Origin of the sequence: Bradyrhizobium sp. CB2312 (assembly GCF_029714425.1) — a bacterium.
GTDB lineage: Bacteria > Pseudomonadota > Alphaproteobacteria > Rhizobiales > Xanthobacteraceae > Bradyrhizobium.
In genome coordinates, this window is record NZ_CP121668.1 from 7,147,486 (window position 1) to 7,160,806 (window position 13,321).

Here is a 13,321-nt window from a genome sequence, read left to right on the forward strand (position 1 = left end):
GTAGAGTGTGGATCGGCGAGCGATGCCCTGTGGCCACGCAGAAGCATCTGACATTTCGGGCAAATCAGGCCGCGCCGCGCCACCGGGCGCATCAAGGCTTCCGAGCGGGCAGACTGCTACCCACATCAGTTTGAGCGCAGCCGGGCCGTCGGTTGACACCGGCGCAGCAAGGAGTGATGACAGATGAGCTCCTCGGTCATTGATTTCGTCGCAACAGAAGCACGCTTTGGCGCCCGTAATTACGAGCCGATCGGGGTCGTCCTGTCGCGCGGCGAAGGCGTCTGGGTCTGGGATACCGAAGGCAACCGCTATCTCGATTGCCTCTCGGCCTATTCGGCGGTCAGCCAGGGGCACTGCCACCCCAAGATCCTGGCGGCGATGGTCGAACAGGCACACAGGCTGACGCTCACCTCGCGCGCCTTCCACAACGACCAGCTCGCCTTGTTCTACGAGGAGATCGCGGCGCTCACCGGCTCCCACAAGGTGCTGCCGATGAACAGCGGCGCCGAGGCGGTCGAAAGCGCGATCAAGTCGGTGCGCAAATGGGGCTACGAGGTGAAGGGCGTGCCCGACGGTCAGGCCGAGATCATCGTCTGCGCCAACAATTTCCACGGACGCACGCTGGGCATCGTCGGCTTTTCAACCGACCCCGAGACACGCACACATTTCGGGCCGTTCGCGCCGGGCTTCAAGATCATCCCGTTCGGCGACGCCGCGGCGCTGGAGGAGGCAATCACTCCAAACACCGTCGCCTTTCTGGTCGAGCCGATCCAGGGCGAAGCCGGCGTCATCATTCCTCCAGCCGGCTATTTCACGAAGGTACGAGAGCTCTGCACCGCCAACAATGTGATGCTGGTGCTGGACGAGATCCAGACCGGGCTCGGCCGCACCGGCAAGCTGCTCGCCGAACAGCACGAGGGAATCGAGGCGGACGTGACGCTGCTCGGCAAGGCCCTGTCCGGCGGCTTCTATCCGGTGTCGGCCGTGCTCTCGAACAACGACGTGCTCGGGACCTTGAGACCCGGGCAGCACGGTTCGACCTTCGGCGGCAACCCGCTTGCCTGCGCGGTGGCGCGCGCGGCGCTGCGCGTGCTGGTCGAGGAAGGCATGATCGAGAACGCGGCGAGGCAAGGCGCGCGCTTTCTGGAAGGCCTGAAAGACATTCGTGCCAACACGATCCGCGACGTCCGCGGGCGCGGCTTGATGCTGGCGGTCGAGCTGCATCCCGAGGCCGGGCGCGCACGCCGCTACTGCGAGGCACTCCAGGGCAAGGGCATCCTCGCCAAGGATACCCACGAGCACACGATCCGGATCGCCCCGCCGCTGGTGGTCACCAGTGATGAGGTCGACTGGGCGCTGGAGCGGCTCGCCACCACCCTGACGCAGGATTTCGCTTGAGCCTGCCTGCGTCGGACGAGGATGGCCGCCAGATCCGGAAAGAGCCTGGAAGCAGCCGCTTTCACATTTTCAGTTTGAGCAATCGCTGAACTCGCACAACTTTTTCTTGATCACGGATAGAACCCGCTCGGCGAACGGCAGCCCGCCCATCGCGCGGTAATCGGCGAAATTCGCGCCGACCGTTATTCTTGGTGTAATTCGAGCGTAGTAAGCGCAGAACAATGTCGGCCGCGGTGGCTCGCCACCGCTCACTTTGCACCCGCTGATCTTGTAAAGGCCGTTCGGCGACTCCACCCTCACAATTCCATCTTCATCGACCGGCATTCCTGGCTTCCAGGCCTCCGGCCGCGGAGGAGGCTTCTCATATTGAGTGAATCCTGGCTCACGCTTCGTCGGAGCGTAATAAACGTTGAAGTAGGCGTATAATCGCCGGTCAACGCCATCCGGGTCGGAGTTGGCAATCCGGCGTTCGGCGATCGCCAGCGGCTCGCCTGTGTCGTGCGCGAGAAAGAGCACCAGAGCATCTACATCGGTCGCCACATCCGGCATCGTTTTCGGTGTCGGCCATTTGTAAGGCAACGCGAATTTGATATAGGCGCGCGGAATCACCATGTCCGGCGGGAGTTTGACTCCGGGCACCGGCTCCATTCGCTTGAAGGTGATCTTCACGGGAGTCATGTCCGTGCTCCAATAACTCCAAAGACCCTGCCCGCGCGGCGCTGGTGGCCTTTCGCAGGACGCAAGCGCGAAGACGATCGCGCATGCGGTGAACACCCGCGTCATGGCGCCGGCGAATTTCATTTACGGGTCTCCTCGGCTGTCTTCCCCTCCGCCTCCCCCACCGGCCGCACCTTGCACCGCACTCTCTCTGCGATGAGCAGTCGCGCCGTGATCCGAGCCGCTCCCGGCTTGATCGGAGTAGTCAACCTGAAGCATCGGCCTTCCCACGACAGGATTACTCAGGGATTTTCAGGCATGGACCAATAAAATGGCGGTTACGACAATTGCAGTTTCAGGTTGTTGCCTAACGATTGCTTGCCCAGCACTGAAGAAAATGAGGGGAATTCCTTCTGCCGCGTTAGCCCCCTCGGGTAGCACGAACGCCGTGTCCGCCTTGGGGCCAGAAGCTGACGTTATGGGGGGTGCCTGCTACAATGGGCAATCCAGACGGCACGGTTGATGGTTTGATGATCGTGAAGCAGGGCGATGTGGACAGAAATCTCAAGAGCGTCGTTCATTACTATTCCGATAGTCGGAATATTATCCGCGCTGCTATGCATCGAACGGCCTATTCGACGTATAAGTTGGTTGGAAGTCGTTTCGACGGCGCGAATTTTCCTTGGTTCTACACGGCGCTGCAAAGCCCCTGGTACGCAAAACAATTTTGGGGACAGGACGATATTGCTCTGGCGCTCCCTGACGACTTGAAAACGATGGTCACTCGCGCGAGAAACCGGATTAAATACGGAATAGCGACAATCATTTTGTGGACCATCTTTGCTCTCTCCGTCGGAGACATAGCAGCCCATTTTCAGAGCGGCAGATAGCCGACCCTCATCGTAGCTCCGGATCCTTTCGACGACCCACATAGCGAAATGTACCGCCGCGCTAAGCAGCGAGCAGAAGGCGCGCCTTCAACACGCTGCAACAGGTCGCAAGCCCGTGAGGGTAGCGCGCGTGGGACCTACACCACCGTCCGATACCGTTCGATGCAGGTGCGCAGCATCTCGTCCACCGACTTGTCCCACCAGTCGTTGCAGAAGATCGCGATCTCCGAGAAGCCGGCGTAGCCCTGCCAGGTCTTCCGACGTCAGCACCCTGTCCGCAATTGGGCTCAAGCTGTATAGCCGCTCGAGATCGACCGGGCGCTCGAGCGGTTCGCCACGACCCTGACGCGGGACTTCTCTTGAGGCTGCCTGCTCTTGAGGCCGCATGCGTCGGAAGACCGCAATACCGGCTGCGGCCAACAACGAGTTAGCGACCCGGCTAGAACCGGACTCGTGCGGCGCAGCGAATAGTGAAGCATGGTCCCAAGCAAAACTCTGCATGATCCCGGCAACCGGATGAATGGGGTGCGTGGAACCTATCGGAGCGACGGGCGTTTGTCCGCGAATGAGCAGCGCCGTGCCCGGCGCAGCAAGCGCCGAGCGGAGGCGCTGAGCTGCGCGGATCGGAGTAATGCTCATGAGACTCACTCTTTCAGTCATCAAAGCTGACGTTGGCTCCGTTGGCGGCCATACGAAACCGTCTTCACGCATGATCGCAGCTGTGGAGGGCGAGGTTGCCAAGGCGATCTGCAATGGTCTGCTGATCGACGGTTTCATCTGCCACACCGGCGACGACATTGCGATCATCATGACGCACACACGGGGCGAAGGAAGCCCCGAGGTCCATCAACTCGCCTGGAAGGCGTTCCTCGCGGCCACCTCGGTCGCGAAAACCTCCGGGCTCTATGGCGCTGGCCAGGATCTTCTCGCCGACGCGCCTTCCGGGAACATTCGCGGCGCCGGCCCAGGCGTCGCCGAGCTCAGCTTCGACCACAGCCTCTCCGGCGTGCGACCCGCGGAGTCGTTCATGGTGTTCGCGGCCGACAAATGCGGCCCCGGCGCCTACAACCTGCCGCTCTATCTCGCCTTTGCCGACCCCATGTACTGCGCCGGGCTGATGCTGCCTCCGATGATCAAGGGCTTCCGTTTCCATGTCATCGACATGGACAACACAGCCGGCGACAGCCTACTCGAGCTCGACGCACCCGCCGACAGCTACCACATTGCCGCCCTGCTTCGCGACAACGAGCGCTTCGGCATCGATCGCATCATTTCTCGAACTCATGGCGAGGTCGTCGTGGCCGTTTCGGCACAGCGCCTCCACGCGATCGCAGGCAAGTACACCGGCAAGGATGATCCAGTCGCGATCGTCAGGAACCAGGGGATTTTCCCAGCTCCGGAGGAAATAGTCTCGCCGTTCGCCAAAGCGCACTTCGTGGGCGGCGATGCACGCGGCTCGCATGTGATGCCGCTCATGCCGGTGCCACTCAACACGTCCGTTACGGGCATGTACTGCCTACCGATCGTTTCTTGCGTCGGCTTTTCGATCGACAGGGAAGGCCGCTTTGCCGAGTCCTACACCGATTTCTTCGACAACCCGGCATGGGATGAGGTCCGCCGGCGCGCCCAGCGCAAGGCCATCGAGATGCGCAGCCAAGGCTGGTCTGGCGCCGCCATGCTACCCTATTCCGAACTGGAATATGGCGGCTTCCGCGACACCGTGTCCGGACTGCTGAAGCGTTTTCGACTGCGCGACGACCGCAAGCCGGAAGCGGCCGAGTAGCGACCGCCTCCAACCAGAAACCGGAGCGACGTTCACCGTTCAATCGACAGATGCAGGCGCTATGACGACATGCCGATCCGGGAGGTGGATATGGCCAAAAAACGCATCGGCATTCTCACGGGCGGCGGCGACGTCGCCGGCCTCAATGCAGTCATCAAGAGCGTGACTTATCGCGGCAGTGAGGACGACATCGAGGTTGTCGGCCTGCGCCGTGGTTGGGAGGCCCTCACGCACCTGAACCTCGACGACCCAAACAGCAGGTCCCACTACGTCATCCCGCTGAATCGTGAAAACACTCGAACCATCGACCGGCGCGGCGGCACCGTGCTGCACTCGAGCCGCCTCAATCCCTCCAAAATACAAAACCTGCCCGATCATCTCGTCGGCAACGATGTTCCGGTCTCGCTGAGCACCAACGGCGGCATTGCGACAAAGACGTGGGACCTCACCAGCCGGGTGCTCGCTAACCTTTCGGGACTTGGCATCGAACACCTGATCGCCATCGGCGGCGACGACACGCTCAGTTATGCGGCCAAGCTCAACGAACTCGGCGTCAAGATCATCGCCATCCCGAAGACGATGGACAATGACGTCCGCAACACCGAGTACTGCATCGGCTTCTCGACCGCGATCACCCGCGCCAGCGATGCCATCCAGCGGCAGCGCACCACCGTCGGCTCGCACGAGCGAATTGGCATTTTCCGCGTCTTTGGCCGGGATGCCGGATTTACGGCACTCTACACCGCGTATGCCACCTCGATACGATGCGTCATACCGGAGTATAAGGTCGACCTCGACAAGCTGATCCAGTTGCTCATCGAGGACAAGCGGGCCAATCCAAGCAACTACGCGCTGATCGTGCTCAGCGAGGGAGCTCAGTGGCAAGGCTACAAGCTGCGGGAATACGGCGAGCCTGACGCCTACGGTCACCGCAAGAAGGCCAACGTGGCGGAATCGCTTGCCGACGAGATCAAGCAGCGCACCGGCGAGGAGACGATCACCTCCGATCTCACCTACGATCTGCGATCGGGCGATCCGGACTTCATCGACAAGCTTGTGGCCCTGACTTTCGGTAACATGGCCTACGATGCCATGCTGGAGAGCAAGACCGGCCTCATGTCGGCGCTGGTCGAGGGCCGCTACGACCTCGTGCCCATCCCTGACGCCAAGCTCGGTCCGCGCAAATTGGACGTTGCGAGCAGCTACAACACGGAGCGCTACCGCCCCATCTACGCCAACAAGCAGGGGCTGCCGATCTTTCTCAACCGCGCGTCTTAGCGTGCCGGACCGGGCGAGCCAGCAGTAAGTCCGACCAATGTCCGTTCTGCCGCTGAAAGCGGACGTCAATGCAGAGGGCTCACGCTGACGGCCGTCTGAAATCGACTGGGCGCTGGAGCGGCTTGCTGCCACCCTGACGCAGGATTTCGCTTGAGGCTGGCCTGCGTCGGAAGACCGCATGCCGGCGGCGGCCGACAACGAACGATTCCGCCACCCGCGCGTTGAAAGTCGTGGGCAATTACGAGCTGGGAGCGACGATCATGCTTCCGCGTGGCGTTGGCCTGACGGCTGTCTTGGTCGGTGTCTCGATGCTGGCGACCAGCGTCGGCGCGTTCGCCCAAGGACCCGGCCAGGGACATGGAAGGGGCGGGCCAGGCGCGGCGCCGGCAGCACGGCCAGCAGCACCACCGGCCATGCCCCGTCCGGCAGCCCCACCGCCGATGGCACGTCCCGCCGCGCCGGCATTCCATCCCCCGGCCATGCCGCAGCGACCGGCCATGGCGCCACATCCTGTGCCGCATATCGCCTCGCCGCCGCCGCGTCCGGCTCCCCACTTCGCTGCACCACCGCCGCGGGCGGCCCCGCACATCGCAGCGCCGCGGCCTGAATTTCATCGGACACCGGCAGCTCCGCAACGTCCGGCCATGACGGCGCGGCCGACGCCGCATATCGCCGCCCCTTCACGCCCCAGCGCACCGGCCGCCGCGGGCGAGCAGCTGTCGCGACGGGACCAGATCGATCAGCGCGCGCAACGGCATCAGCAGCAGATCGAGCAGCGCCAGCAGATGGTGCAGCAGCGGCAGCGCGAGATGCTGTCGCGCCAGACGACGGAACGCCAGACCCGCATTGATCGCCTGCAGCAGCGCGTGCAGCAACTCCAGTCGCAGAAACCGGAAGGCGCCCGGGCGCTGCGCGAGCAGCAACGGACACTCCAGACGCAGAACCGCTTGCTTGACCGTGAGCAGCGCGCTCAGCAAAGCGATCTGGCACGCCAACAGCGACTTGGACTGCAAGCTCCGACCGGGCGGGCGCCGGCGATTGCGGCCGCCGCGCAGGCCACCCAGCGCGGGCGGTTTGCCGAGCGCTTCCGCGACCAGGCGCCTGCGCAGGCCCAGGCGGCGCTCACCACCCGCCAGAGCGGCTGGGCTCCCCGGCAGGCCTGGCGACATCGCCATCCCGCGGTGTTCGTCGCTTGGCTTGGGCCCGTGTTCTGGCCTTATGCCTATTCCGACATCTTCGACTACACGTTCTGGTCCTATGCCTACGAGCCCGGCTATTGGGCGTACGCGTATGACGACTTCGTCGACACCGTGTTCTGGGGTGGTGACGACCCCTATTCCGCCTATGCCAGCATCAATCCGCAGGACTACCCGCCAGCCGGCGGCGGCGGCCGCGTTCGCCAGCGCGCCAGCGTGAGCCCGCAAACGCTACAGCAATTGTGCGGCACACCGGACAAGGGCGTGACCGCCTGGCCGCTTGCCGACATCGCGCGGGCCGTGCGCCCGACACCGGAGCAACGCGCACTGCTCGACGAGCTGAAGACCGCGGCGGCCAAGGCCGCCGGTGTGTTCAAGGACTCTTGCGCGGAGACCTATGCACTGACTCCGCCTGGCCGCCTGCGCGCGATGATGAACCGCGTCAGCGCGACGCTGGAAGCCGTCAAGATCGTACGGCCGGCACTGGAGACTTTCTACAACTCGCTCAGTGACGAGCAGCAGGCCAGCTTCAACGCGCTCGGTCCCAATGTCGGCGAGCGCTCGCCGCAACAGCAAGCCAACGCCGAGGGCTGCGGCGATCCGAAATCCGGCCTGACCCAGTTGCCGATCCAAAGGATCGAGGCTGTGCTCCACCCCGCCGGCAAGCAGAAGGAGGCGCTCGACCGCCTCAGCGAAGCGACAGCCAAGGGTGTTGAAGGCCTGCAGGCGGCCTGTCCAAACGATGTGCCCCTGACGCCGGTCGGACGGCTGGAGGCGATGCAGCGCCGGCTCGAGGCCATGCTGACGGCCGCCAAGCTGGTCGAACCTGCCCTCGACGAGTTCTATGCCACGCTGAGCAGCGAGCAGAAGGCGCGCTTCAACACGCTGCAACAGGTCGCAGGTCAATGAAGGGACGCGTTCACTCGTTGCGGCCTCGTTCTGATCCCACGCGGAAATCGTTTTCTGCCGGCATCATTGGTGCTTGTGATCGCTTGAGGCTGCTCTAAGGCGCGATGAGATCAGGATGAATCGTCATCGCGCTTTGGGATGTTTGAGCACGATCTTTTCGGAAAACCGCTGCGTACCTTGCGCTAGCGCGGCCCTCCGGGTCCGGATCATGCTCTGTCTCATTCGAGCCAATGAGGTTGCGTCGTTGCAAGTGAGTTGCATTGCTGGAAGTGAGAAGACAACTCGAGATCGGCCAGGTGATCCCAGTATTCTGCTTCGGCGAGCAGCTTCCATTTGTTCATGCTGTTTTATGCGGCCTGTTGGCGGCACAGTGAGCTCATCGCACGCAAGCGTCGCACCTTCTCCACTGCGGACCTCCTCCCTTCGCACTTGCTTGTCTGCAAGCGCATTTGTGTTGTCACAGCTTCGCAGATCGAATTGACGAGTGATAGTCCGGTGTTTGACGGTAAATCTATGATAGCGCAATCGTCTGACTTTTAAGTCGCGCGCCCGGACTTGAAACCATTTAGGCCCGACACATTGAATTCCACGATCGTCCTTGGCGTTTCTTTCGCTGCAATAAAGCACGCGGAGGCTTTCGGCAGAGGTCCCCGGCCCTTTCGCGCCGATCACAACAATGGCCCCGACGATTGCGCGCCGGGGCCATTCGAGATCAACAGGCAAGGGTACATCCGCCGCGTCTGCTGATCGTTGATGCCACTGATCACCACATCCAATCTGGCGCAGACTGTGACGAGGCTGCGGCATCGAGATGACGATATTCTGCCTGGGACTGATCGCCGTCCACCGCATCATTGGTGGTACTCCGACCGGCTAGCTGCTTCGCCAGCTAGAGGGGCCGTGCCGCCGGCGGCCAAGCCGGTCGAAGGCGCGCTGCAACAGGTCGCAAGCCCGCGGGCCGGGCGCACTTGTGGTAACCAGGGGCGTGAACTCACAAACGCTGCCGCGGATCAGCGCGCCGATATCTGCTCTACGCCCGACAGCGGCGGAATAGCGGACATCCCTCAACCGGCGCTTGGGGCCAGCAGCTGACATGGCGCGCCACGCGATGTTCGACGGATTTCGCTGGACACCGGCACGCCAACGTCCGGCCAGACCCCCGAGGAAAGGACGCCCGGCCGGATTGCTGAGGCATCAGTTGTTCGCGCCGGCGCGCGCGTGCCGAATGACCTGATGCTCGTCGCTGGTGAGCTGCACCGGCCCGACCTTGAAGGTGAGCTTGTCGAGCTTGCCGGTGAAGCGGAACGGCACCTGATAGTCCTTGTCGTCAACGGGGGTACGGGTATCGACACCCACGTCGAAGGTTTCCTCGATGGCAATGATGAACGGAATGGTGTGCGGGATTTTGTTGTTGGCGACCTCCTTGCCGTCCACCTTCAGAACGCCCGTGCCGCCCTTGCCGAAGCCAGGTCCATCGTATCTGAAGTCGAACACGATGGTGTGCTTGCCGGGTGCGAGCGCATTCGGGCCTTCCCACCGGAAGCGTTCCAGGTCGAGGAAGTTGTAGAGAAATACTGGCTTGCCCTTGAGCAGATACAGGCCGTAGCCGCCGAAGCGTCCCCCTTCAGTGACGATCATCCCTTCGCTGCCGTCCTGTGAGCCCGCACGCCCAACGGTCGAACCAGCACTGCCCGGAATGTCCACTTCGGCGGTGATCGTATAAGACCTGTTCAGGATGCTGGGCGCATCGCTCTCGGGCAAGCCTGATAACTCGCCCGAGTAAGTGAAGGCGTTCCGACCGGCGGTCGCACTTGGCCTTGGTGCGATGATGCGCGGAAGCACCGAGTTGTCCAGCGGAAACACATTGTACTTCGTCGCCTCGACCATAAACAGCTCCTGCAGCTCGCGCAGCTTGTCTGGCATCTTCGCCGCAAGGTCGTTGCTCTCCGAGTAATCCTCGGCAATGTTGTAGAGCTCCCACTTGTAGCCATTGACCACGTCCGTGGGCAGCTTGGCGGTGCCCAGGAGCCATGGCGGTGCAGGTGGCGTTGTCGCCGCGATCCAACCGTCGTGATAGATCGCGCGATTGGCGAACATCTCGAAATACTGCGTTGTTCGCGCCGACGGCACGTTGGCGCTCGACTTGTCGAAGGTGTAGCTCATGCTGACACCTTCAATGGGCTTCTGCGCGATGCCGTTGACCATCACCGGCGCGGGAATGCCGGTTGCCTCAAGGATCGTCGGTACGATGTCGATCATGTGGTGGAACTGGGTGCGGATGCCGCCCGTATCCTTGATGCGGTTCGGCCAACAGATCGCCATGCCCTGACGGGTGCCACCGAAATGCGACGCCACTTGTTTCGTCCATTTGAACGGAGTGTCGAAGGCCCATGACCAGGCCACCGACATGTGCGGATAGGTGGCGGCTGACCCCCAAGCGTCGTATGCCTTCAATTGATCGGCGATCGGCAGGTCCAAGATACCATTGTAGGCGGTGTATTGGTTGGGTGTGCCGACCGTTGTGCCTTCTGCACTCGTGCCATTGTCACCGCTGATATATATGATCAGCGTGTCGTCCAGCTTGCCTTGGTCCTGGACTTCCTGGATCACGCGGCCGATCTCATGGTCGGTGTAGGCAGCGTAACCGGCGAATACCTCCGCTTGCCGCGCGAACAGCTTTTTTTCGTCGGCTGTCAGCGTGTCCCACTTTTTCAGATCATCCGGCCAAGGCGTGAGTTGGGTGTTCGCCGGGATGACGCCAAGCCGCTTTTGATTGGCAAAGATCTGCTCGCGAAGTTCGTTCCAGCCCATGTCGAACTTGCCCTTGAACTTGTCGATCCATTCCTTGGTCGGCTGATGCGGCGAATGGGTGCCGCCGGGCACGTAATAGAGGAAGAACGGCTGATCCGGATTGGCCGCATTGAGCTGTCGCAGGTGGGCGATCGCATCGTCGGCCATGTCCGTGGTCAGATTGTAGGTGGAGTTTCCGACCCAGGGGAAAACCTGGGTGGTGTTCCGGAACAGATATGGCGTCCACTGGTTGCTCTCGCCGCCCATGAAGCCATAGAAGTAGTCGAAGCCCATGCCGATGGGCCATTGATCGAACGGCCCCGTCACACCGTACTGATAACTCGGCGTGTTGTGGTTCTTGCCAAACCAGGACGTGGCGTAGCCGTTCTGTTTGAGGATCGTGCCAATGGTGGCACTCTCAGGTCCGATGATGCTGTCGTAACCCGGATAGCCCGTCGATTGCTCCGAGATGATGCCGAACCCCACGGAGTGGTGATTGCGGCCGGTGATCAGCGCCGCCCGCGTCGGCGAGCAAAGGGCCGTGGAGTGGAACTGAGTGTAGCGCAGCCCCATTTGCGCAATGCGATCCATTGCAGGTGTCGGGACGACGCCACCAAACGTCCCCGAAACGCCGTAGCCTTGGTCGTCGGTCATGATCAGGAGAACGTTGGGCGCACCCTTGGGCGGCACCACGCGGGCGGGCCAATACGGTTTTGACTGGCTGGCTTGAAGGTTGATGTCGCCGCCGAACTTCGGTGGCGGTGGCGGAAGATACTTTCCGTCTATCGTCGTGGTGGCCCCGGGTGAGCCCGGCGTGCCGGTGGTTTGCTGCGCGAGGCTGGTTGTTCCCAGTGCGCACAGCAAATAGGCGGCGCTGAGTGTGGTGCCGCAAAGCAGTAAGTTGCGGCGGTTTAGTAAACAGCTTTCTGGCTTTGAGTTATCGTCATCCTGACGGGTACGGGTCATTGGAAGCTCCCTTTCGGAAACGTCAGAACCCTGTGGACGCGCAACCGAGACACAACGCCGCAAAGCTTCCTTTGATCTAGATCAACTTGCCGCCCATGGGTCCGAAACGTCGGCTTCGAGTCATTTGCAGCGGTCAGCCTATCAGTCGGGCGGCGTCCGGCTTCCCTCAGACAGCAGACATGGCGATGGCTTTCGTGGTGTTCAGCTCAGGGCTAAGAGCTGCTCTCCGTGCTCCACCCGCAATCTACCAGTTTAGCGAACCGGCGGAACTTTCCCGATCGACTGCGTCCCCGCTGACTTCCGCTCGCGCGGGATGTTGATCGCGTTCAGTAACCGCGCGACGCCGATCATCATCAGCACTCCGGCAACACTAACCACGATCTGCATCGCAAGCCCCTCCGAAAGCTCGAGCAGCGTAAGGTGGCTGGCGAGCACCAGAAGGACGCCGAGACAATAGATCGGCAGCGAGTTCTCGCCACAGCACTTCGCGCAGCTCAGCACCGGCGTCGATAGCCTCTCCCAATTCCGCGGAATGAATCGTAGCGCCACAATTGCAAGAGCCATAAAATGCAGCAGCCGTATCGGACTGAGATTCGATTTATCCGGTGGAAATAGCAGGTCCCTCAAACTTTGCGAGACCAGCGGCTCGATGCTCCAACTCTGCGCAAGGACTAGGCCCAAAACCAGATAGAGAACAGCCAGAACAAGCGTCAAGCGCGACATCAGCCACGGCCGGAATTTCGTTCCCTCAATGACGCACCATGCGCCCAGCACGATCAGAAACTGCCAAGCCAGCGGATTGAAGAACCAGACGCCGTTGGGCCAGGCGGAAACTCTCCAACCAAAGACGTGCACGAGCGCGTAGATCAACAAGGACACCCCAAGCGTGACGTTCGGCGCTCGCAGCAGCAGCCATAGCAGCGGCGCGAACAGCACGTGAAAAATCACGAAAACCGGCAGGACGTCAGTGTTGACAGGCCGGTATTGCAGGATTGCGGCGTGCGCAAGCGTCGCGCCCGGACGTTCGAGCAGAATGCGCGTATTGCTCCCGTCGGCCAGATCATCGCTGCCCGCAAGGTAGACCAGGATGGCGCAAGCGAGCGTAAGCAGTAGAAACGCCGCGTAGATGTCCCATCCCCGGCGCAGCGAACGGCCGATCATGCCGCTCCAGCCCTCGCGCTCACGCGTCCTGCCATAGGCCAGCGCACAGGTCACGCCCGAGAGGAACATGAAGATCTCGGCGGCATCGCAGAGACCGTAGTTGCGCGGTGTCAGCCAGCTCCCGATGTTATTGGGAACATGATCGAGAAAGATCCACCATAACGCGATCCCGCGGCAGACATCGATACGCAGATCGCGGCCGTCCGCTCTGAACACCGGCGGAGCTTCGCCGAACAATCGCGTCGAGGTTTGAGTTCGATCGTCCATCTGTTGGCCCGCGCTCGCGCCTCATA

General features: G+C 62.0%; 9 protein-coding genes. 5 read left to right on the forward strand and 4 right to left on the reverse strand.

Translation table 11 applies throughout. The annotated features are described in order from the left end of the window. The first annotated feature begins 183 nt into the window (after positions 1 to 183). Complete coding sequence (rocD, locus tag QA642_RS34770; protein ID WP_283080918.1) at positions 184 to 1,398, forward strand: ornithine--oxo-acid transaminase; 1,215 nt, start codon at positions 184 to 186, stop codon at positions 1,396 to 1,398. A gap of 69 nt (positions 1,399 to 1,467) precedes the next feature. On the opposite strand, the gene QA642_RS34775 is transcribed toward rocD, so the two are convergent. Continuing rightward, a complete protein-coding gene (locus QA642_RS34775) occupies positions 1,468 to 2,199 on the reverse strand; it encodes a hypothetical protein (protein WP_283080919.1) in 732 nt (243 codons plus the stop codon). Between the two features lie 353 nt (positions 2,200 to 2,552). Here QA642_RS34775 and QA642_RS34780 point away from each other — a divergent pair, with 353 nt between their 5' ends. From QA642_RS34780 to QA642_RS34790, 3 genes are all read left to right on the forward strand, one after another. Beyond that, on the forward strand, positions 2,553 to 2,945 hold the full coding sequence (locus QA642_RS34780; RefSeq protein WP_283080920.1) for a hypothetical protein: 393 nt from the start codon (positions 2,553 to 2,555) through the stop codon (positions 2,943 to 2,945). A 637-nt stretch (positions 2,946 to 3,582) separates the two neighbouring features. After that, positions 3,583 to 4,728, forward strand: coding sequence for a fructose-1,6-bisphosphatase (locus QA642_RS34785; RefSeq protein ID WP_283080921.1), 1,146 nt, complete (start codon positions 3,583 to 3,585; stop codon positions 4,726 to 4,728). 90 nt (positions 4,729 to 4,818) lie between these two features. Further along, complete coding sequence (locus tag QA642_RS34790) at positions 4,819 to 6,006, forward strand: 6-phosphofructokinase (RefSeq protein WP_283080922.1); 1,188 nt, start codon at positions 4,819 to 4,821, stop codon at positions 6,004 to 6,006. A 680-nt stretch (positions 6,007 to 6,686) separates the two neighbouring features. Here the strand turns inward: QA642_RS34790 and QA642_RS34795 are convergent. Beyond that, a complete protein-coding gene (locus QA642_RS34795; RefSeq protein ID WP_283080923.1) occupies positions 6,687 to 6,929 on the reverse strand; it encodes a hypothetical protein in 243 nt (80 codons plus the stop codon). Between the two features lie 24 nt (positions 6,930 to 6,953). Here QA642_RS34795 and QA642_RS34800 point away from each other — a divergent pair, with 24 nt between their 5' ends. Next, positions 6,954 to 8,111, forward strand: a complete 1,158-nt coding sequence (locus QA642_RS34800; RefSeq protein ID WP_283080924.1) for a Spy/CpxP family protein refolding chaperone — start codon at positions 6,954 to 6,956, stop codon at positions 8,109 to 8,111. 1,194 nt (positions 8,112 to 9,305) lie between these two features. Here the strand turns inward: QA642_RS34800 and QA642_RS34810 are convergent. Both QA642_RS34810 and QA642_RS34815 read right to left on the reverse strand, forming a co-directional pair. Continuing rightward, positions 9,306 to 11,867 carry an arylsulfatase gene (locus tag QA642_RS34810; protein ID WP_283080925.1) on the reverse strand — a complete coding sequence of 854 codons (2,562 nt, stop codon included), beginning with the start codon at positions 11,865 to 11,867 and terminating at the stop codon, positions 9,306 to 9,308. Between the two features lie 252 nt (positions 11,868 to 12,119). Then, positions 12,120 to 13,295 (reverse strand): OpgC domain-containing protein, encoded by a 1,176-nt coding sequence (locus tag QA642_RS34815; RefSeq protein WP_283080926.1) that lies wholly within the window; start codon positions 13,293 to 13,295, stop codon positions 12,120 to 12,122. Positions 13,296 to 13,321: the final 26 nt, after the last annotated feature.